Below are 26,982 nucleotides of genomic sequence, written 5' to 3'. Positions count from 1 at the left end.
CTCCTCGTACTACTCGTCCGATGCAGCCGGGGTGTCCCCGGCCGTACCGGGGGCCGCCTGGCCCTCATCCGTCCCGCCGGTGCCCGCGTCGCCCGCGGCTTCGCCGGCGTCGTCGGTTCCGTCGGCTGCATCGACTTCCTCGGCCTCGCGGCCGGCCTCCGCGTTGCGGGCGATGCCGACCACGGCGTCGCGCTTGCCGAGGTTGATCAGCTGGACGCCCATGGTGTCACGACCGGTCTCCCTGACTTCGTTGACCCGGGTGCGGATCACACCGCCGCCGAGCGTGATGGCGAGGATCTCGTCGGTCTCCTCGACGACCAGCGCCCCGACGAGCGAGCCACGGTCTTCCACGATCTTGGCGGCCTTGATGCCCAGGCCACCGCGGCCCTGGACGCGGTACTCGTCGACGGCGGTCCGCTTCGCGTACCCACCGTCGGTGGCGGTGAACACGAACGTACCGGTCCTGACGACATTCATCGAGAGGAGTTCGTCACCCTCGCGGAACGACATGCCCTTCACGCCGGAGGTGGCCCGGCCCATCGGGCGCAGCGCGTCGTCGGTCGCCGTGAACCGGATCGACTGGGCCTTCTTGCTGATGAGCAGCAGGTCGTCCTCGGCGGAGACCAGCTCGGCGCCGATCAGCTCGTCGGGTGTGCCGTTCGGACCGCCGTCCATCTCACGGAGGTTGATCGCGATGACGCCGCCGGAGCGTGGCGAGTCGTAGTCCTTGAGCGGGGTCTTCTTGACCAGGCCTGCCTTGGTGGCGAGCACCAGGTAGGGGGTGGCCTCGTAGTCGCGGATGGCGAGGATCTGGGCGATCGACTCATCCGGCTGGAAGGCGAGCAGATTGGCCACGTGCTGGCCGCGGGAGTCCCGGCCGACATCGGGCAGTTCGTACGCCTTGGCGCGGTAGACCCGGCCCTTGTTGGTGAAGAACAGCAGCCAGTGGTGCGTCGTCGACACGAAGAAGTGGTCGACGATGTCGTCTTCCCTGAGCTTGGTGCCGCGCACGCCCTTGCCGCCGCGCTTCTGGGCGCGGTAGTCGTCGGTCTTGGTGCGCTTGACGTAGCCGCCGCGGGTGACGGTGACGACGATGTCCTCCTCGGCGATCAGGTCCTCGATGGACATGTCGCCGTCGAAGGGCACCAGCATGGTGCGCCGGTCCTCGCCGAACTTCTCGACGAGCGCGGCGAGTTCCTCGCTGATGATGCCACGCTGACGGGTGGGGGAGGCCAGGATCTCGTTGTATTCGGTGATCTTGGCCTGGAGTTCGTCGTGCTCCTGGACGATCTTCTGGCGTTCCAGGGCGGCCAGCCGGCGCAGCTGCATCTCCAGGATGGCGTTGGCCTGGATCTCGTCGATCTCCAGCAGGCCCATCAGGCCGGTGCGGGCGATCTCGACCGTGTCGCTGGCGCGGATCAGGGCGATGACCTCGTCGATCGCGTCCAGGGCCTTGAGCAGGCCGCGCAGGATGTGGGCGCGCTCCTCGGCCTTGCGCAGCCGGAAGCGGGTGCGCCGCACGATGACCTCGACCTGGTGCGTCACCCAGTGGCGGATGAACGCGTCCAGGGACAGGGTGCGCGGCACGCCGTCGACCAGCGCCAGCATGTTGGCGCCGAAGTTGGTCTGGAGGTCGGTGTGCTTGTAGAGGTTGTTCAGGACGACCTTGGCGACCGCGTCACGCTTGAGGACGATCACCAGGCGCTGGCCGGTGCGCGAGGACGTCTCGTCGCGGACGTCGGCGATGCCGCCGACCCTGCCGTCCTTGACGAGGTCGGCGATCTTCTGTGCCAGGTTGTCCGGGTTGACCTGGTAGGGCAGCTCGGTGACGACCAGGCACTGGCGGCCCTGGATCTCCTCGACGTTCACCACCGCGCGCATCGTGATGGAGCCGCGGCCGGTGCGGTAGGCCTCTTCGATGCCCTTGCGGCCGACCACCAGGGCGCCGGTCGGGAAGTCGGGGCCCTTGATGCGCTCGATCAGGGCGTCGAGCAGCTCCTCGTGGCTGGCCTCCGGGTGCTGGAGGTACCACTGGGCGCCGTCGGCGACCTCGCGCAGGTTGTGCGGGGGGATGTTGGTCGCCATGCCGACCGCGATGCCTGCCGAGCCGTTGATCAGCAGGTTCGGGAAGCGGGACGGCAGGACGGTGGGCTCCTGGGAGCGGCCGTCGTAGTTGTCCGTGAAGTCGACGGTGTCCTCGTCGATGTCGCGGACCATCTCCATGGACAGCGGCGCCATCTTGCACTCGGTGTAGCGCATGGCCGCGGCCGGGTCGTTGCCGGGCGAGCCGAAGTTGCCGTTGGAGTCGACCAGCGGCATCCGCATCGACCAGGGCTGGGCGAGGCGCACCAGCGCGTCGTAGATGGAGGAGTCGCCGTGCGGGTGGTAGTTGCCCATGACGTCGCCGACGACGCGGGCGCACTTGTAGAAGCCCTTCTCGGGGCGGTAGCCGCCGTCGTACATGGCGTACAGCACGCGGCGGTGCACGGGCTTGAGGCCGTCGCGTACGTCCGGCAGGGCGCGGGAGACGATGACGGACATCGCGTAGTCGAGATACGACCGCTGCATCTCCGTCTCGAGCCCGACGGGTTCGACACGCATGGCCAGGGCCGCGGGGTCCTCGATGCCCACGAGGCCTTCGGGGACGTCGGGTCCGGGTCCTTCGGGGCCCTGCGGCGGGGTGGGGGTGTTCTCGTCGGCCATAGCCGTAACTCAATTCCTTTCGGACTTCTCGCATCCGGTCGCATCCGGTGCCGGCCGCGGTACGGGGCGTGCCACGGCCGGCGGCGGTGATCAGATGTCGAGGAAGCGGACGTCCTTGGCGTTGCGCTGGATGAACTGGCGGCGGGCCTCCACGTCCTCGCCCATCAGGACCGAGAACAGGTCGTCGGCCTGGGCGGCGTCGTCGAGGGTGACCTGGCCGAGGACCCGGTGCTCCTGGTCCATGGTGGTGACGCGCAACTCCTCGGCGTTCATCTCGCCAAGGCCCTTGAAGCGCTGGACGGAGTCCTCGCGGGTGCGCTTGCCGTTCTGGCGGCCGAGCTCGATCAGGGCGTCGCGCTCACGGTCCGAGTAGGCGTACTCGAAGTCGTCCCGACCCCACTTGATCTTGTACAGCGGGGGGCGGGAGAGGAAGACGTGCCCGGCCTCCACCAGGGGGCGCATGAAGCGGAAGAGGAAGGTCAGCAGCAGGGTGTTGATGTGCTGGCCGTCGACGTCGGCGTCCGCCATCAGGATGATCTTGTGATAGCGGAGCTTGTCGATGTCGAAGTCCTCGTGCACGCCGGTGCCGAAGGCCGAGATCAGCGCCTGGATCTCCTGGTTGTGCAGGATCTTGTCGATGCGGGCCTTCTCCACGTTCAGGATCTTGCCGCGGATGGGCAGGATGGCCTGGTACATGGGGTCACGCCCGGACTTCGCCGAGCCGCCTGCCGAGTCGCCCTCCACGATGAAGATCTCGCACTTGGTGGGGTCGTTCGACTGGCAGTCGGAGAGCTTGCCGGGCAGCGACGCGGTCTCCAGCAGGCCCTTGCGGCGGGTCAGGTCGCGCGCCTTGCGGGCCGCCACGCGCGCGGTGGCCGCCTGGATGCTCTTGCGGATGATGTCCGCGGCCTCGTTCGGATTGCGGTCCAGCCAGTCGGTCAGGTGCTCGTGGACGACCTTCTGGACGAAGGTCTTCACCTCGGTGTTGCCGAGCTTGGTCTTCGTCTGGCCCTCGAACTGCGGCTCGGCGAGCTTGACCGAGATGATCGCGGTCAGGCCCTCGCGGATGTCGTCGCCCGTGAGGTTGTCGTCCTTGTCGCGCAGCAGCTTCTTGTCGCGCGCGTAGCGGTTGATCAGGCTGGTCAGCGCAGCGCGGAAGCCCTCTTCGTGGGTGCCGCCCTCGTGGGTGTGGATGATGTTGGCGAACGAGTAGACGCCCTCGCTGTAGCCGCTGTTCCACTGCATCGCGACCGCGAGGGACATCATCTTGTCCTTGTCCTCGGTCTCGATCGCGATCACGGTGTCGTGGACGACGTCGCCCTTGCGGGAGTTGAGGTACTTCACGAAGTCGACGATGCCGCCCTCGTAGCAGTACGCGACCGTGCGCGGCTCGAAGGCGGTCTCGTCGACCGCTTCTCCGGCGTCCGCGCCGCTGGTGGCCTTGGCGGACTCGCGCTCGTCGGTGAGCCGGATCGTCAGGCCCTTGTTCAGGAACGCCATCTCCTGGAAGCGGCGGGAGAGCGTCTCGAACGAGTAGTCCGTGGTCTCGAAGACGTCCGGGTCGGCCCAGAAGGAGACGGTGGTGCCGGTCTCCTCGGTCGGCTCGTTCCGCTTGAGCGGGGCGGTGGGGACGCCCATCTTGTAGTCCTGCGTCCAGCGGTAGCCGTCACACTTGACCTCGACGGCGACCTTGCTGGACAGGGCGTTCACCACCGAGACGCCGACGCCGTGCAGACCGCCGGAGACCGCGTATCCGCCGCCGCCGAACTTGCCGCCCGCGTGCAGCACGGTCATCACGACCTCGACGGCCGGCTTGTTCTCGGACGGCACGATGCCCACCGGAATGCCACGCCCGTTGTCCGTGACACGCACGCCGCCGTCAGCCATGATCGTGACATCGATGGTGTCCGCGTAACCGCCCAGCGCCTCGTCGACGGAGTTGTCCACGACCTCTTGCACGAGGTGGTGCAGGCCACGCTCACCGGTCGAGCCGATGTACATGCCCGGCCGCTTGCGGACCGCGTCGAGGCCCTCCAGCACCGTGATGGCACTGGCGTCGTACGCGGCGGCCTCCGTGGTGGCCGGTGCCCCGTCGGCGGGTTCGGGGGTCCCCACCAGGGACTCGGCGGACTCGCCTGGAGCAATGGACGGGATGTTCTCGTTGGGGTTGCCGGAATCGGCCACGAAGCGCCCTTTCTGGCACAGCACAACCTTCGGTACCGGCGTGCGCCGGAGCGGCTGCGGCGTGGTGCGTAGGTAAGCCGGGTCAGCGTTGCTTGCTCAGCGAGGCTCAGCGGTGCGGAGGTTCGGCGCTGCCGGTCGCCCGGCGTCGCGGGTGCTGTCGCTCAGCGGTAGCTCGGCTGTGGTGCGGCTGGATACAGCGGGATCTGGATGCAGCGGTTATGCGGGGGTCATTGGGGAGGGTGATCGGTAGGGATCAGGAAGACAGGGAGCGGGGTCGGGGATCAGGGACGAGGTCAGTTCACGGGTTGATCGATACTGCTCGGGTTTGTCCTGGGTTGCTCGGGTTCTGCTCGGTGCTATTCGGTGCGGTACTGCCTGGGTCGCGCTGGTGCACAGGCCCACCACCAGGGCCGGCGTCGGTCGGGTTGTGCCGGGCCGGTGTCGACCTTGTGGCTGGTGTTCGGCGTGTGATGGGCGTTCTGTGCGGGGGTCCCATCCTGGAAAGGACGAGATTGGCTCCAGTCTACCGGTAGCGCAGACAGTGATGGGGGTTTGCGGGTACCTGAGTCCGCATGTGCCGCCCTGAACCGGCCTCTGCCGACTCCCCATATGCGGGCCCAGCCCCCAAGACGCTCACAGCGGCACTCAGCGCTTCGGGCGGTGAACCCCCAGCTACCGTCCCCAAGACGTACGGAGCGTGCTCGCGCGGTCACCCATAGGTGTCTCTCGGGCCCCTGCTGCCAGGGGCGCGAAGGGGACCAAAACGGCGCACGGGCGCGTGCGGTCCCTGCACCTTGATGCGCTTGACGGTGCCCTGTCCCAGGTCCTGGTTGAGCCGGGCCAGCAACTGCGGGGCCAGCAGCCGTACCTGCGTCGCCCAGGCCGTGGAGTCGCACTGGACGGTCAGTACCCGCTCCTCGGGATCGTCGTCATAGGAGAGCGGTACGCAGTGGTGGGCCAGGTCGTCGCCGACGATCTGCGGCCAGCGCCCCATGACGCCGCCCACGGCGGCCGGGGTCTCCCATGCCTGGTCGGTGATCAGCCGACGAATGGCCGAAGCCAGCGGTACCGGGTCGCGCCCGTCGGCCCGCGCACCCGACCTGAGACCGCCCCTGCGCGCCTGCTTCTTCTGCTGCACGAGCGCACCGCGCTCACGGGCCTGCTCCTTGGCGGCGCGCAACGCGGCGCGCGCGAGGTCGACGCCGGACGGCGGTGCCGGGGGGCGCGGGGCGGCGCCGGGGGAAGACGGGTCGCTTGATGCGGACGACGGGGACGATGCGGAGGCGGGCGGGTCGACGGGGAGCGGTGGGGAGGCGTCGTCCAGGCGCGGTTGCGAGGTGCCGCCCGGGAGCGGTCGGGAAGCGGTGGAAGGGCGGGAGTCGTGCGCGGGCGCGCCGGGCCCGCCACGCGCCCCGGAGAGCGGCCGAGCGGCATCACGGGCGCCGGGTGTCCGCCGGCCGGGATCGGGGGCGCCGGCGGCGCCCGGGGGCCGTCCGTACGCGGGACGCTCGCCGGGGCGGGGAGCGGCGCCGGGCCACTGGCCGGGGCGGCCGGCGGGGGGTGTGTCGTTGGTCATGGGGCGTCTACCCGGCCTTCGGCGACCGCGTACCGCCGGCCCTTCAGCGCGGCCGGCACATCGTCGTCCACCGCGGCCGTCACCAGCACCTGCTCGCCCGGGGCCACCAGTTCGGCGAGGCGCTCACGGCGACGGGCGTCCAGCTCGGCGAAGACATCGTCCAGGACGAGCACCGGCTCACCGGCACGGCGGGCAGGAGTAGGGGTCTGGGGAGCGGGTGCGCCGGGGGCACCCGGGTCGACGCCGGGTGCGCCGGGTGCCGCTTGCGAGGGATCGGCCGCCGATGCGGGGTCGCCGGCAGGAGCGGCCGGCGCCGGGCCGGCGTCCGCCGTCAGTCCGGGGATCGGTTGCAGGCCCCAGGGGTCCTCGGCGCGCAGCAGGTCGTACGAGGCCAGCCGCAGCGCCAACGCACAGGACCAGGACTCGCCGTGGCTCGCGTACCCCTTCGCCGGCAGCCGGCCGAGCCGGAGCACGAGGTCGTCGCGGTGCGGTCCGGCGAGCGTCACGCCGCGTTCGATCTCCTGCTTGCGGGCGGCCGTGAGGGCACCCATGAGCTGCTCGAACAACTCGTCGCGCGTGTGGCCCTCGCCGGGCGCCGACGACTTGTACTCCAGGCCGACCGGGCCGCCGCCGGGCGCCAGCTGCTCGTACGCCTTGTCGGCGAGCGGCTGGAGCGCGGAGATCAGGGCGAGCCGCTGGGCCAGCAGCTCGGCGCCCGCACGCGCCAGGTGCTGGTCCCAGACGTCCAGGGTGGACAGGTCGAGGGAACGGCCGCCGTGCCGGCGGGCCAGCGCGGCGGACTTGAGCAGGGTGTTGCGCTGCTTGAGCACCCGGTCGTAGTCGGCACGCACCCCCGCCATGCGCGGCGCACGCGCCGTGATCAGCTCGTCGAGGAAGCGCCGGCGCTCGCCCGGGTCGCCCTTGACCAGCGCCAGGTCCTCCGGCGCGAACAGCACGGTCCGCACGATACCCACCACGTCACGCGGCTTGACCTGCGACGATCGATTGATGCGGGCGCGGTTGGCCTTGCCCGGATTGAGTTCGAGTTCGATCAGCTGACGGCGCTCGCCCTGGCTGACGGCGGCTCGAATGACGGCGCGCTCGGCGCCCATGCGCACCAGGGGCGCGTCCGACGAGACCCGGTGGCTGCCGAGCGTGGCCAGGTAGCCCACGGCCTCGACGAGATTGGTCTTGCCCTGCCCGTTGGGCCCGACGAACGCCGTGACCCCGGGCTCCAGCACGACGTCCACCCGCGCGTACGAGCGGAAGTCGGCGAGGGACAGATGCGTGAGGTGCATGGCCGGGCGCCTACCTCCCCTGGTGCTGCCGTGTGATCGTGCGGGGCGTGTGGTGCTGGTGTGTCTGGTGGTGCGATAGCGGGGCGATGGGGCCGCGCCACCCGGCGCCGGGCGCCTGCTGTGGGCTCTGCGCGCCCGGTGCCTGCCCGGGTGCTGGGGTGCGCCCGCGCGTGGCGGCGGGTCAGGCCTTCTCGACCGAGTGACCGCCGAACTGGTTGCGCAGCGCGGCGATCATCTTCATCTGCGGGGAGTCGTCCTGGCGGGAGCCGAACCGGGCGAAGAGCGAGGCGGTGATGGTCGGCAGCGGTACCGCGTTGTCGATGGCGGCCTCCACGGTCCACCGGCCCTCGCCGGAGTCCTGTGCATAACCCTTGAGCTGGTCGAGGTGCTCGTCCTCGTCGAGTGCGTTGACCGCGAGGTCGAGCAGCCAGGAACGGATCACGGTGCCGGACTGCCAGGAGCGGAAGACCTCCCGGACGTCGGTGACCGAGTGGACCGCCTCCAGCAGCTCCCAGCCCTCGGCGTAGGCCTGCATCATGGCGTACTCGATGCCGTTGTGGACCATCTTGGCGAAGTGGCCGGCGCCGACCTTGCCGGCGTGCACCGCGCCGAACTCGCCCTCCGGCTTCAGCGCGTCGAAGATCGGCTGCACCTTCTCGACGTGCTCCTTGGCGCCGCCGTACATCAGCGCGTAGCCGTTCTCCAGACCCCAGACGCCGCCGGAGACGCCGCAGTCCACGAAGCCGATCTGCTTGAGGCCCAGCTCCACGGCGTGCTTCTCGTCGTCCGTCCACCGGGAGTTCCCACCGTCCACGACGACGTCACCGGGCTCCAGGAGCTCGCCCAGCTCGTCGATGGTGGCCTGGGTGGCGGCTCCGGCCGGCACCATCACCCACACCACCCGGGGGCCCTTCAGCCGGCCGACCAGCTCCCGCAGGCTGTCGACGTCAGCCAGGTCCGGATTGCGGTCGTAGCCGATGACGGTGTGGCCGGCGAGGCGGATGCGCTCGCGCATGTTGCCGCCCATTTTGCCGAGGCCGACGAGACCGAGCTCCATCAGTGATCCTTAAGTAGCGTGGTGTGTCTTGACGGCACGTGACCGCGGTACGGCACATGCGTACCCCGGATACGAGGGTACGCCGGGAGCCTCATGCACACCTGTGGGCTCAGCCGCTCAGTCGTTCCGGCATCCCTGCGGGTGAAGACCGCTTTCGCGGGGGCGCAGGGAGCCGGAACCACGGGGTTCAGAGGGCGGACGGACGACTGAGCGTCAGCCCGACAGCCGCACCGGCATGATCAGGTACTTGTACGCCTCGTCCGCCTCGGCGTCCACCGCGGGCCGGCCGCTCAGCAGCGCCGGCTTGGTGGAGGTGGTGAACGACAGCTGGGCGACCGGGGAGTCGATCGCCTTGAGCCCGTCCAGCAGGAACGTCGGGTTGAAGGCGATCGAGATGTCGTCGCCCTCCAGCTGGGCGTCGACCCTTTCCACAGCCTGTGCATCGTCGCTCGACCCGGCTTCCAGGGTGAGCACGCCCTGCTCGAAGCTCAGCCGCACCGGCGTGTTCCGCTCGGCCACCAGCGCGACACGCTTGACGGCCTCCACGAAGGGGTCGGTCTCGATGACGGCGACGGAGTTGAACTCCGTGGGGAACAGGGTGCGGTACTTCGGCAGGTCGCCTTCGAGCAGCCGGGTCGTGGTGCGCCGCCCGGCGCCCTCGAAACCGATCAGGCCCTCGCCGGCTCCGGACCCGGACAGGGCGATGGTGACATTGTCCCCGCTGGTGAGCGCCTTGGCGGTGTCCTGGAGCGTCTTGGCGGGCACCAGGGCGACCGCGGAGACCTCCGGCTCCTCGGGCTTCCACAGGAACTCGCGTACGGCGAAGCGGTAGCGGTCGGTGGAGGCCAGGGTGACCTTGTCGCCCTCGATCTCGATCCGGACGCCGGTGAGCACCGGGAGGGTGTCGTCGCGGCCGGCGGCGATGGCCACCTGGTCGGCTGCGGCGGCGAAGACCTCACCGGGGACGGTGCCGGTCGCCGAGGGCATCTGCGGCAGCGTCGGGTACTCCTCCACAGGCAGGGTGTGGAGGGTGAACCGGGAGGAGCCGCAGACGACGCTCGCCCGTACACCGTCTGTGGAAATCTCCACGGGCCTGTTGGGCAGGTTGCGGGCGATGTCGGCCAGCAGCCGGCCGGAGACGAGGACCGTGCCCTCCTCCTCGACCTCGGCTTCGACGGAGACCCGCGCCGAGACCTCGTAGTCGAAGCTGGAGAGGCTCAGGGCGCCGTCGTCGGCCTTCAGGAGCAGGCCCGCGAGGACGGGCGCCGGCGGACGGGCCGGGAGGCTGCGGGCCGCCCAGGCCACTGCCTCCGCGAGTACGTCGCGTTCCACCCGGATCTTCACCGTAAGCCGCCTCCCGCTGTTGCCGGCCGCCTGTCGCCGCCGTTCTCGCTCCACCGGCGCTCACCGTGCCGGCGTGTGATGTCTGGTCGCTGTGCATCGTCTGCTCTGTGTCACCGGCCCCCGTGCGGGGAAGGACACCGGGGAACAGTCTGACGCACTGCACTGACAGTAGAGGCCCGTCGGGTCAAGTCGCATCAGGCGGAGGGGGCGCACGCAGCGGCCGTGCGCCCTGAGTTGTGCACAGCACCCACTTCGAAACGGATTCCTGGCTCTAACAGTGTGGGGGTAGTAGTAGGGCCTGTGGAAACCGTGGATAACCGCGTTTTCGCAGCTCAGGTGCCGTTTTTTATCCACTGCCCCTGTGGGTGGAGCCCGTGGACAACCAGGGCTCTCTGTGGACGAGGAAAAGTTGTGCACACCCCATGCACAGCCAGGGGCCACTTCTCCCCAGCTGTGTCCCCAAGTTTTCCCCCGTTGCCCACAGGCCATGCCGGCATCCCCATGTGACGCCTTTCACTCGACACGGTGACGGCGCACATTCTGTTGCCGAACAGTGGACAACCCTGTGGAGAAGGCGGGAGAAGCTGGGGACAACCGCCTTCCACCTGTGGGCCGCCGGTGGACAACCCTCGGCAGAGGGGTGGGGACAACCTCGTCGTCCACAGTCTGTGGAGATCCGTCGTCCACCAATCCACAGCCTGCTGACCTGCTGCGACAGATCTTCAACAGGCGCATCTGTGGACACCGTCTGGATAACTTCGCAGTCCCCAGGATGTGGACGGAAGAAAGTCGCCGAATCTGTGGAGAACACCCGTGACCTGTAGATAAATCGAACAGCCCTGCCGCACGCGCCGGGGACTTGGGGACGGCTGAGGACCCGAGGACGGGCGCCGGGGAGGGGCGTGGGCGGCGCCCGCGGTGTGGTGGCGCCCGGTCAGGGGGCGCCGGACGGGGGCGTGGCAGGCGGAGGGGACGGCCGGGGAGGCACGGGCGCGGGGCCACGGGGGCGCGGGGCCAGAGCTGCACGGCGGCACGGGGCACCGCGGCACGGGGCACCGTGAAGCAAGAAAACAGAGGCGGAACGAAGCCGGAGGAGGCCGGAGAGCTACGGCCCCCGGGTGTCAGCCGTTCTTGATGCGGTTGGTCAGCTCCGTGACCTGGTTGTAGATGGAGCGCCGCTCCGCCATCAGCGCGCGGATCTTGCGGTCCGCGTGCATGACCGTCGTGTGGTCGCGGCCGCCGAACTGCGCGCCGATCTTGGGCAGTGACAGATCGGTGAGCTCACGGCAGAGGTACATGGCGATCTGGCGCGCCGTCACCAGCACCCGGCTGCGTGAGGACCCGCACAGGTCCTCCACCGTGAGGCCGAAGTAGTCCGCCGTGGCCGCCATGATGTCGTGCGCCGTGATGTCCGGAGAAGCGTCCTCCCCGCCCGGGATGAGGTCCTTCAGGACGATCTCGGTGAGACCGAGGTCCACGGGCTGCCGGTTGAGCGAGGCGAACGCGGTGACGCGGATCAGCGCGCCCTCCAACTCGCGGATGTTGCGCGAGATGCGGGACGCGATGAATTCCAGGACCTCGGGCGGCGCGTTCAGCTGCTCCTGCACCGCCTTCTTGCGCAGGATCGCGATCCGGGTCTCCAGCTCGGGCGGCTGGACGTCGGTGATCAGGCCCCACTCGAAGCGGTTGCGCAGCCGGTCCTCCAGGGTCACCAGCTGCTTCGGCGGCCGGTCCGAGGAGAGCACGATCTGCTTGTTGGCGTTGTGCAGCGTGTTGAAGGTGTGGAAGAACTCCTCCTGGGTCGACTCCTTGTCCGCGAGGAACTGGATGTCGTCGACCAGCAGGATGTCCATCTCCCGGTACCGCTTGCGGAAGCTGTCGCCCTTGCCGTCCCGGATCGAGTTGATGAACTCGTTGGTGAACTCCTCCGAGCTGACGTACCGCACCCGGGTGCCCGGGTACAGGCTGCGCGCGTAGTGCCCGATGGCGTGCAGCAGGTGCGTCTTGCCGAGGCCGGACTCGCCGTAGATGAACAACGGGTTGTACGCCTTGGCGGGCGCCTCGGCGACGGCCACCGCGGCGGCGTGCGCGAACCGGTTGGACGCCCCGATGACGAAGGTGTCGAAGAGGTACTTGGGGTTCAGTCGCGCGGTCGGCTCGCCGGGACCCGTCGCGGGCGCGGGTTGCGCGGCGAGCGGGCCGGGTGCGCCGCTGGGCGCGGGAAGCGGCGGACCCCCGTGGCCGCCGGGACCGCCGGGCATGCCGCGTACTCCGCTGCCGCCGCCCGGCGCTCCGCCGGAACCCGGCATGCCACCGGGACCGGGACCACCAGGTCCGCTCGACCCGCCGGGACCGCCGGGACCGACCGCGCCGCCCGGGCGGCTGTGCCGTCCGGAGGACGGTGGCTCGGTGTGCTCGGGGCGGCGTCCGTACTCCGAGCGTTGCTCGTAGTCCGGACGCGGCGGTTCGTAGTCGGCTCGCTGCTGTTCGTACGGTCGGTGGTCCGCGTCGAAGCCGGGGCGCTCCCCGTCGTACCGGGAACGTTCGGTGTCGTAGCCGGACCGTTCGCCGTCGTAGCCAGGTCGCTCCCCGTCGTAGCCGGGACGCTCGCTGTCGTACCCGGGGCGTTCGTTGTCGTACCCGGGTCGGCCGGACTCGTAGCCGGGGTGCTCGGGGGACGGCTGCGGTGTCGCGTACGGATCACGCTCCGGGAAGCCGAGGCGCGGCTGCTGCCAGCCGTAGTCGTCGCCGGACCGCGGCCAGGAACCGGGCGTGGGACGGTCGTGCTCGTAGTCCGGATACGCGGGACGGGCCGTGGGGAGCTGGTCCGGGTGGGCAGGGGGGAGCTGATCCACACCGGTCTGGGTCTGGTCGTCGTGGTGCGGGCCGGTGCGGGCAGGGGGAAGGAAGGTCTGGTCGTATCGCTGGTGCGGCAGGCCCGGTGGCTGTGGGGCGGGCAACGGCGCGCTCGCCGGCTCGTTGGCCGCGGAGTCGTCCACGGTGATGGCGATGCGGATGGGCCGCCCGCACTCCCGGCTCAGGGTTTCGCTGACGACCGGGGCGAGCCTGCCCTCCAGGACGCCCTTTGCGAACTCGTTCGGCACGGCGAGCAGCGCCGTGTCCGCCACCAGAGCCAGCGGCTGGCAGCGCCTGATCCAGTGCTCGTCCTTCGCCTCGACGCTCTGTTCCCGATGGCCCTGTCCGTCTCCGAGCAACTGCTCCAGCACTCGTGGCCACACTGCGGCAAGATCAGCAGGTACATCAGCCACAGGGCACGCTCTCTCGCTGGTCCCACGAAGGTGTGGTTCCTGGGACGGGTCGGAAGAAAATCTTGAAGGGTTCGGAACGACTCGAACCGGAGGGATCTTGACGGGCAGCAGAACGAACGATGCGGTGATCAGAACGGACGAATCGACAGTCCAGCCACGGTAGTCAGGGCGCCGGTGTGGTTCAAGTCGTTGTCCACAGCCTGTGCATAGTGTCTCTCAGTCTCCCTCAAGCTCGGGCGGCGTCCCGACTCGGCTCGCTGGTTTGACCGAATGCTGCGGGCCCGCGTACCGTGTCGAGGTCGGGTTTGTCTATGGCTGCTGCCGCCTGCCTTCGAAGGCAAGGGTCACGCTGAGTGACCGAGAAGCGGTGCACTCGGGCGTAAGCGAGCACCTCGTGGGCGCACGGTGACAGCCAGGCGAAACCCGCCATCCACCGACATCATTTCTGGAGCCCCCGAGTGAGCAAGCGCACCTTCCAGCCGAACAACCGTCGTCGCGCGAAGACCCACGGCTTCCGGCTGCGTATGCGCACCCGTGCCGGCCGCGCGATTCTCGCGTCCCGCCGCAGCAAGGGTCGCGCCCGCCTGTCGGCCTGAGCCGTTACGACCTTGAGGCCGATGACGTCGTGCTGCCTACCGAGCATCGGCTGAGGCGGCGCGAGGACTTCGCGACCGCGGTACGCCGGGGACGCCGGGCCGGACGCCCACTCCTCGTCGTACACCTCTGCAGCGGTGTCACGGACCCGCACGCGCCCGGGGAAGTCGTTTCCCCGACGCGTGCGGGTTTCGTCGTGAGCAAGGCGATCGGGTCTGCGGTTGTACGGAACAAGGTCAAGCGCAGGCTGCGTCATCTCATGCGAGACCGATTGACACTTTTTCCGCCCGGTAGCCTGGTAGTCGTACGAGCGCTGCCTGGATCGGGTGATGCCGATCACGCACAGCTGGCCGAAGACCTTGACGCCGCTCTTCAGCGACTGCTGAGAGGGGGTGCGCGATGAAATACCCACTGCTTGCCCTGATCAAGCTGTATCAGTGGACCATAAGCCCGCTACTGGGTCCGGTCTGCAAGTACTACCCGTCGTGCTCCCACTACGGCTACGAGGCCATCGACCGGCACGGCGCGATCAAGGGCACGGCGCTCACAGCCTGGCGCATTCTGCGGTGCAATCCGTGGTCGCTCGGTGGCGTGGATCACGTCCCGCCACGCAAGCGGCCCCGGTGGCACGAAATGCTGCGTGACGCCTGGCGTGCGCGCAAGGGCGGGCCTCCCGCCGCCGGCGAGCCTTCCAGGGACCTCTCCACTGAGTCCCAGGGCCCGGTCGCCGAGACCCCGACCCATGCTCAAGGAGCCTGATTAGTGGACACGATTGCCAGTCTGTTCAGCTTCATCACGACACCCGTCTCCTGGGTGATCGTCCAGTTCCACACGTTGTTCGGCGCGATCTTCGGCGACGACACGGGCCTGGCCTGGGGCCTGTCCATCGTGTCCCTGGTGGTCTTGATCCGTATCTGCCTGATCCCGCTCTTCGTGAAGCAGATCAAGGCGACGCGCGCCATGCAGACGCTCCAGCCTGAGATGAAGAAGATCCAGGAGCGCTACAAGAGCGACAAGCAGCGCCAGTCCGAAGAGATGATGAAGCTCTACAAGGAGACGGGCACCAACCCGCTCTCCTCGTGTCTTCCGATCCTGGCGCAGTCACCGTTCTTCTTCGCCCTGTACCACGTGCTCAGTGGCATCGCGTCGGGCAAGACCATCGGCGTCATCGACCAGCCGCTGCTGGAGAGCGCCCAGAAGGCGCACATCTTCGGTGCCCCGCTGGCTGCGAAGTTCATGGACAGCCCGGACAAGGTCGCGGCTCTGGGAGCCACGCTCACCGACGTACGCATCGTGACCGCGGTCATGATCGTGCTGATGTCCTTCTCGCAGTTCTACACGCAGCGCCAGCTGATGACGAAGAACGTGGACATGACGGTGAAGACGCCGTTCATGCAGCAGCAGAAGATGCTGATGTACGTCTTCCCGGTGATGTTCGCCGTCTTCGGTATCAACTTCCCGGTCGGTGTCCTCGTCTACTGGCTGACCACCAACGTGTGGACCATGGGTCAGCAGATGTATGTGATCCGCAACAACCCGACCCCGGGTTCCAAGGCCCAGGCCTCCTACCTGGAGCGACTGGCCAAGCACGTCACGACCCACGGCAAGACCCGTAACCGCCGTGAGCGCGCCATCGTCAAGGCCATCGTCGCCAAGGGCCGCGACCGTAACGAGTACGAGCGCAAGTTCATCAACGGCCTGACCAAGGCGGGCCTCGCCGCTCAGCTCAGCGGCAACGTGGTGCCCAGCGCGAGCGTGCAGGACACGGACGAGGCGGAGACCACCGGTGACACCGGCACGGGGGGCGCCGGTGCCGCCCCGCGGCGCCAGCAGCCCAAGCGTCAGTCCAAGGCCCAGCGGCAGTCCGGTGGCTCCCAGCAGAGCCAGGGAACCGGGAAGCCGGGGGGCGGCGCCAAGCCTGAGGACGGTACGGAGGGCGACAAGCCGTCGCTCAGCAAGGAGACGCCGTCGGGCGGCAAGCAGGATGCGTCGAAGGATGCCAAGACCCCGGCCCAGCCGGCTCGGAGCCGCGCGTCGTCCGGTAATGCACGCCAAGCCAAGTCCGGACAGCGCAAGGGCCAGCGGCCCAAGCACCCGTCCAAGAAGTGAAGAAGGAGTCATCCGTGACGGAAGGCACCACCACCGCCGCTGCTGAGGCCGACGACAGCATGACCCGCCTGGAGCAGGAGGGTGAGATCGCTGCCGACTACCTGGAGGGTCTGCTCGACATCGCGGACCTCGACGGTGACATCGACATGGACGTCGAGGCGGACCGGGCGTCCGTGTCGATCATCAGTGACACCAGTAGCCGAGACCTGCAGAAGCTGGTCGGCAGGGAAGGAGAGGTGCTGGAGGCTCTCCAGGAGCTCACCCGCCTTGCCGTGCACCGGGAGACCGGTGACCGCAGCCGGCTCATGCTGGACATCGCCGGACACCGCGCCAAGAAGCGTGAGGAGCTCTCTCGGCTCGGCGCCAAGGCGGCCAGCAAGGTCAAGAGCTCGGGCGAGCCGGTGAAGCTCGACCCGATGACGCCCTTCGAGCGCAAGGTGGTGCACGACGCGGTCAAGGCCGCCGGACTGCGCAGTGAGTCCGAAGGCGAGGAGCCGCAGCGCTTCGTCGTCGTACTTCCCGCCTGACCAGCACTTTTCCCCGGCCCCGTCTGTTCGCAGGCGGGGCCTGTCTTTGTCAGCCTGTTAATCAAGCGCACCGCCGCACAGTGCGGTACGGAAGGGACGGTCCCCGTGACGGAGGCAGCGGAGCTTCCGCCGGCGCCTGAGGTGGCCCGGACGGTCTTCGGCGAGCGATTCCCGGACGTGGTCCGGTACGGCGAGCTGCTGGCTGATACGGGCGTGCGTCGAGGCCTCATCGGCCCTCGCGAGGTGCCCCGGCTGTGGGAGCGGCACCTGCTGAACTGCGCCGTGCTCTCGGAGGTCGTCCCGGAGGGTGTCACGGTCTGCGATGTGGGATCCGGTGCGGGACTGCCCGGTATCCCGCTGGCCCTGGTCCGCCCCGACCTGAAGATCACCCTGCTGGAGCCTCTGCTGCGGCGCACCAACTTTCTCGGCGAGGTCGTCGAGCTGCTGGGGCTTGACCATGTGAACGTGGTCCGTGGCCGCGCCGAGGAAGTCCTCGGTTCCCTGCCTCCCGTGCATGTGGTCACCGCACGAGCGGTGGCACCGCTCGACCGGCTGGCAGGCTGGGGTGTCCCTCTGCTGAGGCCCTACGGGGAGATGCTGGCGCTCAAGGGCGACACCGCGGAGCAGGAGGTCAGGAGCGCTGGGGCGGCCCTGAACAAGCTGGGTGCCGTCGAGACGTCGGTGTTGCGTGTCGGTGAGGGCCTGGTGGACCCGCCGGCCACCGTGGTGCGGGTCGAGGTCGGAGAGAGCCCGGGCGGTGTGCGGTTCGCGGCGAAGCGCGCCAAGGCGGCCAGGGTCGGGCGAACACGCCGACGTAGGTGAGTGAGTCGAGATGTGCGGTCCCTCGGCCGTGGTCCATGGTCTGATGGCCGAGGGGCAAGACCCGTGACCCGTGGCCCGTGACCCATGGCCGAAGGACAAGATCCGTTGTTCACGGGTATGGCTGGGGCTGTCCCCAGAGGTCCCGGATCCAGAAGAGTGCGAGTATCCCCCGTGAGCGTCTCTTCATACCGGCGCGGCATCCGTTGTCATCCGTCCAGATGACAGGCGTACTCCACACAAGCTGCCTAAACCACTCATCTCGGAGTGTCGCCCTGATGTGGCGTTGACGTCTCGGCATCGTGTTTCACGTGAAACGTCGCTCACTTCTGCATGGCATCATCAAGCGGGGTCGCGCTGCGGCTGAACCGCGTGACCACCGGTCTTGGCAGGATCGGGGGTCACCCACACCGGGCACGGAGTTTTCCACAAACGTGGATTTCTCCACAGAAGCACAGGCTCCGCTGGTTCACGACCCCACAGGCATGGGAGGCTCTGTTTATCGCGAGCCTGAAGTCGAGGAGAGTGAATCCTTGCGGTCCGACGCCAACATCGCGGGACCGATGACCGACCCGGTCCCCGGTCCCCGCACCGAGACGGCGGGGGAGGATGTTTCACGTGAAACACCGGCCCCGCTGGACGACACTCCTATCGGTCGTGCTGCCCAGCTGGCGATGGAAGCCCTGGGTCGTGCCGGCGAGGGCTTGCCGCGACCGGAGCAGACCCGAGTCATGGTGGTCGCCAACCAGAAGGGCGGCGTGGGTAAGACCACGACCACGGTCAATCTGGCTGCATCGCTGGCCGTCCATGGTGGTCGGGTCCTGGTCATCGACCTTGACCCGCAGGGCAATGCCTCTACGGCTTTGGGCATCGACCACCACGCCGAAGTCCCCTCCATCTACGACGTGTTGGTGGAGAGTAAGCCGCTGTCGGAAGTGGTGCAGCCCGTCCCCGATGTCGAGGGACTCTTCTGTGCACCGGCCACGATCGATCTTGCGGGGGCAGAGATCGAGCTGGTCTCCCTCGTGGCCCGAGAGAGCCGGCTCCAGCGTGCCATCCAGGCGTACGAGCAGCCGCTTGACTACATCCTCATCGACTGCCCGCCTTCTCTGGGCTTGTTGACGGTCAACGCCTTGGTGGCCGGGGCGGAGGTCCTGATCCCCATCCAGTGCGAGTACTACGCGTTGGAAGGCCTGGGACAGCTTCTCCGTAACGTCGACCTGGTGCGTGGACACCTCAACCCGTCCCTGCATGTGTCCACGATCCTGCTCACCATGTACGACGGCCGGACCCGGCTTGCGTCGCAGGTAGCAGAGGAAGTGCGGAACCACTTCGGCGAAGAGGTACTGAGGACGAGCATTCCGCGCTCGGTGCGTATCTCTGAAGCCCCGAGCTATGGGCAGACCGTACTGACCTACGATCCTGGCTCAAGCGGTGCGCTTTCGTACCTGGAAGCGGCGCGAGAGATCGCGCTCCGGGGTGTCGGTATCCGGTACGACACCCAGCACGCTCAGCATGGCCCCATGGGCTCTCAGGTCATGGGCTCTCAGAACGAACAGCAAAGTATGGCGGAGGGGATCCAGTGAGTGAGCGACGGAGAGGGCTTGGCCGCGGTCTCGGGGCTCTGATCCCCGCGGCTCCGGCAGCCGAGAAGTCTGCTCCCCCGGCGGTGGGCAGTGGGGGATCGGCGTCGCCTACGAGCGTTCCCGTCCTCAGCGCGGAGCGTGGCGTGGCGGCGGCCAAGGTGGCCACGCTGCCCAGAGGCACCGTCTCCCCGGAGGCGGAAGAGGTCCTCGATGCCAGCCCGGTGGTGGAAGAGCCGGAGGTCTCGTCCGCCGAGGCGTACTTCGCAGAGCTGCCGCTCGACAGCATCACGCCGAACCCGCGCCAGCCGCGTGAAGTGTTCGACGAGGATGCGTTGGCCGAACTCGTCACCTCCATCAAAGAGGTCGGGCTCCTCCAGCCTGTTGTGGTGCGACAGGTGGGGGCGACGCGTTACGAGCTCATCATGGGCGAGCGTCGTTGGCGAGCTTGCCGTGAGGCCGAGCTTGACCGAATCCCCGCAATCGTCCGTGCCACGGATGACGAGAAGCTTCTCCTGGACGCCCTGCTGGAGAACCTTCACCGTGCCCAGCTGAATCCGCTAGAAGAGGCCGCGGCCTACGATCAGCTGCTCAAGGACTTCAACTGCACCCACGACCAACTCGCCGACCGCATCGGCCGCTCCCGCCCCCAGGTGTCCAACACACTGCGGCTGCTGAAGCTTTCCCCGGCCGTGCAACGGCGTGTCGCCGCGGGTGTGCTGTCGGCGGGTCATGCACGGGCCTTGCTCTCCGTGGAGGACTCGGAGGAGCAGGACCGGCTTGCCCATCGGATCGTGGCGGAGGGGCTCTCCGTACGGGCGGTCGAGGAGATCGTCACGCTGATGGGCTCGCGTCCGCAGAGCGCACCGAAAGCCAAAGGCCCACGGGCTGGCACTCGGGTGTCCCCTGCGCTGAGCGATCTCGCCACCCGGCTCTCGGACCGTTTCGAGACCCGAGTGAAGGTGGACCTGGGGCAGAAGAAGGGCAAGATCGTCGTGGAGTTCGCCTCGATGGAGGACCTCCAGCGCATTCTCGGCTCCCTGGCACCCGAGGAAGGCCCAGTCCTTCAGAGCGGATTGCAGGAGGCGGAGGACGACGACATGTCAGCCTGATCCTCAACTCATGGGCACTCCGTGACCATAGGAGAGCGGGCCATGTCCGGTGTGTACCGGAACACGGCCCGCTCTTTGCTTTCTTACGGTATCGGTGCAATCGCATCGTGGATACGATGCGAGTACTGAAGACTTCCGGCCCTCGGGCTGGAAGCAATCGGTGGATGCGTCGGCAGCCGCTCAGGGACGGAGCGCTCTGACCAGCCGCCCGTAGCGCGGCGGGTGGCAGAGGAAGTGAGGAACTGCCTTCATGGGGCGTCGGCTCGTACCGCTTACGCTGGACAACCTTCCTGATCTCCCCAAGCGCTGCCGCGGTTGTGTGTTCTGGGAGCTTGACCCGGTGAGTGGGGAAGCCGCACTCAAGGCAGGCACCCCCGAACTGGAGAAGGAAGCATGGATCTCCGCCGTGCTCTTGGAATGGGGATCCTGCGGCCGGGTCGTCTATATCGACGATGTCCCCGTGGGCTTCGTTCTCTACGCTCCGCCTGCGTACGTCCCACGCTCCATTGCCTTCCCCACCAGTCCGGTGGCCGCGGATGCCGTCCAGTTGATGACCGCCTGGATCATGCCTGGGTACCAAGGACAAGGGCTGGGTCGCGTGATCGTGCAGACGGTGGCCAAGGACCTGCTGCGGCGGGGCTTCAAGGCCATTGAGGCGTTTGGGGACGCGCGCTGGAAGGAGCCTGCCTGCCTTCTGCCGGCCGACCATCTTCTGGCTGTCGGCTTCAAGACGGTCCGACCGCACCCGGCCTTTCCGCGGCTGAGGCTGGAACTACGCACGACGCTGTCCTGGAAGGAAGACGTCGAGATGGCGATCGACCGACTGCTGGGCGCGGTGCAGAAGGATCCTGTGCTGCGTCCGCTCTAAGACGGTCCTGGCGGTGTCATACGAGAACGGGCCAACCCGTGTGGGTTGGCCCGTCGATGTTTCACGTGAAACAACGCCCCTGGCGTCACTCCCCGATGAAGTCCTCCAGATCGCGGACGATGGCGGCCTTAGGCTTGGCCCCGACGATGGTCTTGGCGACCTCACCGTCCTGGTACACGTTCAGCGTGGGGATGGACATCACTCCGTACTTGGCAGCGATGCCGGGGTTCTCGTCGATGTTGAGCTTGACGACCTCGATCTTGTCGCCGTACTCCGCCGCGATCGCCTCCAGGGACGGGGCGATCTGGCGGCACGGACCGCACCACGCCGCCCAGAAGTCGACCAGTACGGGCTTGTCGCTCTTGAGTACGTCCTGCTCGAATGAGTCGTCGGTCACGTGCTTCAGGGTGCCGGCCACTACGGGCTCCTTAGTTCAGTGTGGATGAGAGATCAGGCGGTGGCGTTGGCCGCTGCCGCTTCGGTACCGACCCCTGCCGCCTCCGCATCATGGGCGGAAGCCAGGAAGCGCTCCGCGTCGAGAGCCGCAGAACATCCGGTGCCGGCCGCCGTAATCGCCTGGCGGTAGGTGTGGTCGACGACGTCACCGGCGGCAAAGACACCAGCAACGTTGGTGCGTGTGGACGGGGCCTGCACCTTCAGGTAGCCCTCCTCGTCCAGGTCGAGCTGGCCCTTGAAGAGCTCTGTACGGGGATCATGGCCGATCGCGATGAACAGACCCGTAACCGCCAGAGGGGAGGTCTCGCCCGTCTTTAGATTGCGCAGCGTCAGCCCGGAAAGCTTCTGGTCTCCGTTGATCTCGGCGACCTCGCTGTCCCAGATGAACTTGATCTTCGGATCACCGAAGGCTCGGTCCTGCATCGCCTTGGAAGCGCGCAGAGCGTCCCGCCTGTGCACGATGGTGACGGACTTCGCGAACCTCGAGAGGAAGGTTGCCTCCTCCATGGCGGTGTCGCCACCACCGATCACCGCAATGTCCTGGCCCTTGAAGAAGAAGCCGTCACAAGTGGCACACCAGGAGACACCGCGTCCGGACAGGGCATCCTCATTGGGCAGCCCGAGCTTGCGGTGCTGCGAACCCGTGGTGACGATGACCGTCTTTGCCTCATGGACGGTGCCGGCGGTGTCGGTGACGGTCTTGATCTCGCCGCTGAGATCGACGGAGACGGCGTCATCCGGGACCAGTTCGGCGCCGAAGCGCTCGGCCTGCGCACGCATGCCGTCCATGAGCTCCGGGCCCATGATTCCGTCCCGGAACCCGGGGAAGTTCTCCACCTCCGTGGTGTTCATCAGCGCGCCACCGGCGGTGACGGAGCCCTCGAACACCAGCGGCTTCAGCGACGCGCGCGCGGTGTACAGCGCCGCTGTATAGCCGGCGGGCCCGGATCCGATGATGATCACGTTACGGACGTCGCTCACGGCTTCATTCCTCGTCTCTGGGGACTGGGCTGCGTTCTCCTGGCGGGAGCCGTTTGGGGACTCACACACCACGCAACGGATCCTACGGGGCTTGCATTCCCGACCGCCCCGAGGCCACGACAGACGCGTGTGTCATGAGCGGAAAAGGACGACGGGGCGCTCGCTCTGGAGATCTCCCCGGAAGCGATCAGTGGCGTGCGTAGGAGCGGGTCAGGAGAACCGTGCCTGCTGGAGCCAGCTGCTTTTCCGTGCAGGCCGCATCCACGACGTACGCCGAGACCTTGTGCCTGTCCGTGGTATGCGGCATCACCACGAGATAGGCATCCTTGCCCTTGTAGACGCCTCGCTCGGCCGCGATCGGGGGCTCGCTGCGGCCGATGCCGCTGCGGATACAGTCGGGAACGTCCACGCCACTCTCGGGCCGCCCCAGCGGACTCGCCTTTTTGGTGGTGCTCCGACTGGGGTTCGGAGTGTCCGGGGAGCCCATTTCCAGGGACGGAGTGGGGGTCGCGGATCCACGTTCCGTCTGTGTGGCGACCGGCGCGGGGTGCTCTTTGAGCAGCGTGTTGACCTCACCCTGGAGCGTCCGCGACGAGAACGTGTGACGAGCGTCCGAGTGGCCGTCGTGAGACCCGGTCGTTTCCCCGGAGCCACCGGTCATCGTCTGAAGTAGCACAGCGCCGATCCCGATGAGGACCGCAGTGAAGACGGCACCGAAGGCGGCAGTCCGACGTCCGCTCCGGGTGCGGCTCCGGGGCGCTCGGCCTGGCCCGCGGGTCGCACGAGGGTGACCTGACGGCCGGCTGCCTGTGGCTTCGCGTGCGTTGGCAGTCGATGTTTCACGTGAAACATGCCCCCGGCTCGATCCGCGCCTGGCGCTCTTGCCCCCAGCAACCCCGGGAACCGCCGTCGGAGAATCATGGTGCTCCTTGGCCGCATCCCCCGAGCCCGAGGATGCGTCCGGGCTCGCCCCCGCAGAAGACGAGGGCGTCGTGGCTGCCAGGAGAGCTTCGGCAGCCAGGGCAGCGTCGATGCGCTGGGCGACGTCCGTCGGCATGGGCGAGGCGAGCTTGTACGTGCCCAGCAGAGCGCGAATCTCCTCCAGAGAGGAATAGGTCTCCGCGCAGTCCGCGCAGTCGCTCAGATGCTCTCGTAGCTCCGTTGCACGGGAGCGGGCCAGAAGGCCCTCTGTCAGAGCGGAGAGCTCGTCGACGTCAGGATGCTCGGCCGCGTCGGTCGTGGATGTCATGCTCGCCCACCTCCGCCTTTCACAGCCGCTGAATCACTGACGTTCTTGCCCTGAGGTCCTTCTGCGGGTGGGACGGCTGTCCCCTGCGTCCGGTTCCTTCCTCTGGTGCGCCGCCAACCTGAGGGCTGCTTGCCGTCGGGAGCGCCTGCGCCGACCGTTCGCTCATCGCGACCGGCGCCCGGCCCTTCCTCGCTGCTTCCGCTGGCGCCCCGCTGTGGAGGGATGTCATCCCCGCTGTCCGCGGTCGGGCGTAGATGGCTCAGGAGGGGTAGCAACCTGGCTCTCCCGCGTGCACATCGACTCTTCACCGTGCCCGTGGCGACATCGAGAATCCCGGCGGCCTCGGCCACCGGATAACCCTGCATATCAACCAGGACGAGAGCCGCGCGCTGCTCAGGTGGCAGGGTCCGCATGGCCGCCATCAGCTGCCGGTGCAGATCTTTGCGCTCCGCCGGTGCCGAGGCCTCCTCGTGCGGCTCCAGCAGGTGCTCGAGGCGCTCGGTGTCATCGACAGGCGAGGTCTTACGTGAGGCGACCTTGCGGGCACGGTCCAGACAGGCGTTGACCGTGATCCGATGCAGCCAGGTGGTCACGGCTGACTGGCCGCGGAAGGTGTGGGCTGCGCGATAGGCCGAGACAAGAGCGTCCTGTACGGCGTCCGCGGCTTCCTCGCGGTCCCCCAGAGTGCGCAGTGCGACCGCCCAGAGCCGGTCACGATGGCGGCGTACCAGCTCGCCGAAGGCATCCGGGTCCCCCGCGACATGGCGGGCCAGGAGAGCCTTGTCGGTGTCCCCCGAGGTCTCCTCCGCTCGCACCGTGCCCCCTATGCCGTCCAGGGCGCTCAGAATATAGGCGGCCCAGGTGGCTGTAAACGGCAGGGCTGTGCTGCAAAGGAAAAGGCCCAGAAGCCGTTGACTCCTGGACCATTTCTTAGCCAGTTCTGGCTTTGCGGACGGGCCGAGCCCGCATCTCAGGCGCCCTGACGGCGTGCGTCCCCACCCTGGGGACCAGCGGGAGCGGCCAGAATTCTACGGGTGGGACGGATCCGAAAGAAACCGTGCACCGGCCCGGTCTGGCTATTCGGAAGGCCTGCCCAAGACCTTTATCTCGGAAATTCCTCCACGATATTGGTTCTGTGACTCCGGAGGGAGGGAGGTGATGTGGATCAGTACGTACCTGGTGCGCACTGGCTTGCTCAGGCTCTTCTTGAGCGCTGACCCCACGGTGTCCAACCTGGTGAGACGCTGGGGGAAGTCACTCAACACGCTGGGGTTCGAGGCACCGGAATCGGCGGCCAGGACCTCCAGTTTCTGGCCACTCCGGTACAGGGCGAGATCGAAGCCGGTGACCTCCTGGACGCGGCCCAGGTCGACGACGATGCCGCTACCGTCCTTGCGGGCGGATAGCCTGCCGAAGTTCGCGTAGTTGTAGTAGCTGGGTGTCACCCAGGCCGTGTCCGGGTTGCTGTCGATGGCCTTCCCGACCTTGTCCTCGCTGATGCCGCTCCCGCTGGGCTCGAACTCCTTGGCCCTGTCGATCTTGAGGGGCTTTCCGGCGGTGGTCTTCTTGCCCGAACCGCCGACGCCCTCACTGGTGCCGTGCGGATGCCCGGAGTCGTTGCCCCGTTCCATCAGCGCTTCCGCGAGCTGCCAGCTGCCGAGGCCGAGCGCCACGATCAACAGTGCCGACACCCCCCACTTGAGGACCCTGCCGGTCCTGCTCTGGAGCGGCGGCGGCGGTGTGACCACCACCGGCGAACCGGGGACACCAGCCGTGGGCGTCCGGCCGTAGACGCCTTGCTGGTACGTGGTGCTGCGGTACTCGGGCGGCGGGGTGAAAGCGGGCTCCGGCGGTGGGATCCGCGGCATCGCGGAGACCGCCTCCAGGAGCTCCTCCGGAGTGGTGCAGGGCGGCTCCTGCCGGGAAGCCGTCGCGCCGTCGTTGACCAGGGCGCGCATGGCGAGCTGTGACAGCCCGCGGTGCACTCCCGCCCGTACCTGGTCGGGGGCGATGAGTCCGACGCCCTTGGGTAGCCCGGACAGGCCGTAGGCGTCGTTCTCGTAGGGCCAGCGCCGGGTGAGGGCGGCGTACAGCAGGGCGCCGATCGCCTCGGTGTCCGTGCGCTGTGGTGTGGTGGAGGTGATGCCTCGGAGGGCGGCGTTGACCGCGAGGCCACGCACCCGCCATTGGCCGGTCGAGGTGCGCAGTACGGCACTCGGGGTGAGCCGCAGATGTGCCAGGCCCTCGCGGTGGGCGGCCGTCATGGCCTGCGTCACCTGGGTCACCATCTGGTAGGCATCGTGCACCTCGAGCGGACCGGAGGCGAGCAGCGCCGTCAGCTCGGTGGCGTCCGGCAGCCACTCGTGGACGACGTAGACGAGGTCGTTCTCCTCCACGGCGTCGAGGACCTGGACGAAGCGGGGGTCGCCCAGCAGAGCGGAAGACCGCGCGGCGGCCAGCACCGAACGCGCCCGAGGGTGCTCCGCGAGGAGCAGGTGGACACCGACGGCCCGGCGGAGTTTCTCGTCCACGGCACGCCAGCTGCTGAATCCGTCCAGTCGGGTGACGCACTCCTCGAGACGGTAGCGCCGGGCGAGCTTGTACCCGCTGTGCAGCTCGGGTGCCGGAGGCGTCTTCAGCACGGGCTCGCTGGAAGCCGCTGCCTCGGAGGCGTGCGGCTCGGCGTCGATCGTCCCGACAGCCGTCTCGACGGCAGCTTCGTCCACCGGCTTGCCGGTCGGCTCGTCGGATGCCTCGTGCGCCGGCTTGTCGGTCGTCTCGTCGACCTTCTTCTCGGCGCTTTCGAGGGGCTCGGCAGCGGTGCTGCCGATCGCCACGGTGTCGGTGTCTCGGGAGACTGGATCTGGATCTGGCTTGTCCGACGTTTGTGGGGGCTCCGTTGTCTCGCTGGTGCTGTCAGCTGTGTCGTCGGTCGGATCGGCGGCTGGGGTGCCGTCGGATCCGGTGGGCCGGTCCGTGCCGTCCGCTGCGGTGTCCACGGTGTCCCGCTTCCGGGACTGGGCCACCCCGTCGGTCGTGTCCTTCTCCGCCTCGGCAGATGGCGTTTCGTCACCGCCGCCCGCTGCCACGTCTACGGCAGCCGTGCTCCGTTCCGCCACCGTGGTTCCTGCCTCCCCATCCATTGCGATCCCGTTCGACGCCAAACCCAATTGTGCCCACAGTCCACCGCTGTGCACGACACGCGGTGGGTGCCGATGGTTGTACCGACCCCGGCCATACCGGCATTTCCGGA

Annotated in this window: 19 protein-coding genes and 3 pseudogenes; 9 read left to right on the top strand and 13 right to left on the bottom strand. The window is 68.1% G+C overall.

The window, feature by feature from the left end; translation table 11 throughout:
• Nucleotides 1-9: 9 nt before the first annotated feature.
• The 8 genes and pseudogenes from gyrA to dnaA form a co-directional block, all read right to left on the bottom strand.
• On the bottom strand, nt 10-2,703 hold the full coding sequence (gyrA, locus tag NQO67_RS10145; RefSeq protein ID WP_255949475.1) for a DNA gyrase subunit A: 2,694 nt from the start codon (nt 2,701-2,703) through the stop codon (nt 10-12).
• A 90-nt stretch (nt 2,704-2,793) separates the two neighbouring features.
• Entirely contained in the window at nt 2,794-4,911 is a 2,118-nt protein-coding gene (gene gyrB / locus NQO67_RS10140; RefSeq protein ID WP_308295639.1) for a DNA topoisomerase (ATP-hydrolyzing) subunit B, read from the bottom strand.
• A 685-nt stretch (nt 4,912-5,596) separates the two neighbouring features.
• Nucleotides 5,597-6,211, bottom strand: a complete 615-nt coding sequence (locus tag NQO67_RS10135) for a DciA family protein (protein WP_255949646.1) — start codon at nt 6,209-6,211, stop codon at nt 5,597-5,599.
• Nucleotides 6,212-6,459: 248 nt separating this feature from the next.
• Nucleotides 6,460-6,648: pseudogene (locus NQO67_RS44200) on the bottom strand (DNA replication/repair protein RecF); the annotation flags it as partial.
• A 180-nt stretch (nt 6,649-6,828) separates the two neighbouring features.
• Nucleotides 6,829-7,761: pseudogene (gene recF / locus NQO67_RS10130) on the bottom strand (DNA replication/repair protein RecF); the annotation flags it as partial.
• 181 nt (nt 7,762-7,942) lie between these two features.
• Nucleotides 7,943-8,818 carry a phosphogluconate dehydrogenase (NAD(+)-dependent, decarboxylating) gene (gene gnd / locus NQO67_RS10125; RefSeq protein WP_255949473.1) on the bottom strand — a complete coding sequence of 292 codons (876 nt, stop codon included), beginning with the start codon at nt 8,816-8,818 and terminating at the stop codon, nt 7,943-7,945.
• Between the two features lie 213 nt (nt 8,819-9,031).
• Nucleotides 9,032-10,162 (bottom strand): DNA polymerase III subunit beta, encoded by a 1,131-nt coding sequence (dnaN, locus tag NQO67_RS10120; protein WP_255949472.1) that lies wholly within the window; start codon nt 10,160-10,162, stop codon nt 9,032-9,034.
• Nucleotides 10,163-11,283: 1,121 nt separating this feature from the next.
• A pseudogene (dnaA, locus tag NQO67_RS44860) lies at nt 11,284-12,387 on the bottom strand (chromosomal replication initiator protein DnaA); the annotation flags it as partial.
• 1,502 nt (nt 12,388-13,889) lie between these two features.
• Here dnaA and rpmH point away from each other — a divergent pair.
• From rpmH to NQO67_RS10070, 9 genes are all read left to right on the top strand, one after another.
• Nucleotides 13,890-14,027 carry a 50S ribosomal protein L34 gene (gene rpmH, locus NQO67_RS10110; RefSeq protein WP_003956500.1) on the top strand — a complete coding sequence of 46 codons (138 nt, stop codon included), beginning with the start codon at nt 13,890-13,892 and terminating at the stop codon, nt 14,025-14,027.
• 29 nt (nt 14,028-14,056) lie between these two features.
• Nucleotides 14,057-14,428: a ribonuclease P protein component gene (rnpA, locus tag NQO67_RS10105; protein ID WP_255949470.1), complete on the top strand. Its 372-nt coding sequence runs from the start codon at nt 14,057-14,059 to the stop codon at nt 14,426-14,428.
• Complete coding sequence (gene yidD / locus NQO67_RS10100) at nt 14,425-14,784, top strand: membrane protein insertion efficiency factor YidD (RefSeq protein ID WP_255949469.1); 360 nt, start codon at nt 14,425-14,427, stop codon at nt 14,782-14,784. Before rnpA ends, yidD begins: the two co-directional genes overlap by 4 nt.
• A gap of 3 nt (nt 14,785-14,787) precedes the next feature.
• Nucleotides 14,788-16,134, top strand: coding sequence for a membrane protein insertase YidC (gene yidC, locus NQO67_RS10095; protein WP_255949468.1), 1,347 nt, complete (start codon nt 14,788-14,790; stop codon nt 16,132-16,134).
• A gap of 14 nt (nt 16,135-16,148) precedes the next feature.
• Nucleotides 16,149-16,661: a Jag family protein gene (locus NQO67_RS10090; protein ID WP_255949467.1), complete on the top strand. Its 513-nt coding sequence runs from the start codon at nt 16,149-16,151 to the stop codon at nt 16,659-16,661.
• A 105-nt stretch (nt 16,662-16,766) separates the two neighbouring features.
• The gene (rsmG, locus tag NQO67_RS10085) at nt 16,767-17,483 is read left to right on the top strand and encodes a 16S rRNA (guanine(527)-N(7))-methyltransferase RsmG (RefSeq protein ID WP_255949466.1); all 717 of its coding nucleotides are present in this window, start codon (nt 16,767-16,769) and stop codon (nt 17,481-17,483) included.
• Between the two features lie 482 nt (nt 17,484-17,965).
• Nucleotides 17,966-19,066: a ParA family protein gene (locus NQO67_RS10080; protein WP_305125667.1), complete on the top strand. Its 1,101-nt coding sequence runs from the start codon at nt 17,966-17,968 to the stop codon at nt 19,064-19,066.
• Nucleotides 19,063-20,175: a ParB/RepB/Spo0J family partition protein gene (locus NQO67_RS10075; RefSeq protein ID WP_255949465.1), complete on the top strand. Its 1,113-nt coding sequence runs from the start codon at nt 19,063-19,065 to the stop codon at nt 20,173-20,175. Before NQO67_RS10080 ends, NQO67_RS10075 begins: the two co-directional genes overlap by 4 nt.
• A gap of 250 nt (nt 20,176-20,425) precedes the next feature.
• On the top strand, nt 20,426-21,043 hold the full coding sequence (locus tag NQO67_RS10070; RefSeq protein ID WP_255949464.1) for a GNAT family N-acetyltransferase: 618 nt from the start codon (nt 20,426-20,428) through the stop codon (nt 21,041-21,043).
• A gap of 85 nt (nt 21,044-21,128) precedes the next feature.
• Here NQO67_RS10070 and trxA read toward each other — a convergent pair whose 3' ends face one another.
• The 5 genes from trxA to NQO67_RS10045 form a co-directional block, all read right to left on the bottom strand.
• The gene (trxA, locus tag NQO67_RS10065) at nt 21,129-21,461 is read right to left on the bottom strand and encodes a thioredoxin (protein ID WP_255949463.1); all 333 of its coding nucleotides are present in this window, start codon (nt 21,459-21,461) and stop codon (nt 21,129-21,131) included.
• A gap of 32 nt (nt 21,462-21,493) precedes the next feature.
• Nucleotides 21,494-22,480: a thioredoxin-disulfide reductase gene (trxB, locus tag NQO67_RS10060; protein ID WP_255949462.1), complete on the bottom strand. Its 987-nt coding sequence runs from the start codon at nt 22,478-22,480 to the stop codon at nt 21,494-21,496.
• A gap of 187 nt (nt 22,481-22,667) precedes the next feature.
• Nucleotides 22,668-22,967 carry an RsmA family anti-sigma factor gene (locus NQO67_RS10055; RefSeq protein ID WP_508493624.1) on the bottom strand — a complete coding sequence of 100 codons (300 nt, stop codon included), beginning with the start codon at nt 22,965-22,967 and terminating at the stop codon, nt 22,668-22,670.
• Between the two features lie 758 nt (nt 22,968-23,725).
• Nucleotides 23,726-24,544, bottom strand: a complete 819-nt coding sequence (sigM, locus tag NQO67_RS10050) for an RNA polymerase sigma factor SigM (protein WP_255949460.1) — start codon at nt 24,542-24,544, stop codon at nt 23,726-23,728.
• A 261-nt stretch (nt 24,545-24,805) separates the two neighbouring features.
• Nucleotides 24,806-26,848, bottom strand: coding sequence for a serine/threonine protein kinase (locus tag NQO67_RS10045; protein ID WP_255949459.1), 2,043 nt, complete (start codon nt 26,846-26,848; stop codon nt 24,806-24,808).
• Nucleotides 26,849-26,982 lie beyond the last annotated feature (134 nt).

It is taken from the genome of Streptomyces odontomachi (genome assembly GCF_024435355.1).
In the GTDB taxonomy this organism is placed as follows: Bacteria; Actinomycetota; Actinomycetes; order Streptomycetales; family Streptomycetaceae; genus Streptomyces; species Streptomyces odontomachi.
The sequence above is the reverse complement of the archived record's forward strand: the minus strand, read 5'-3'. Positions and strand labels throughout refer to the sequence as shown.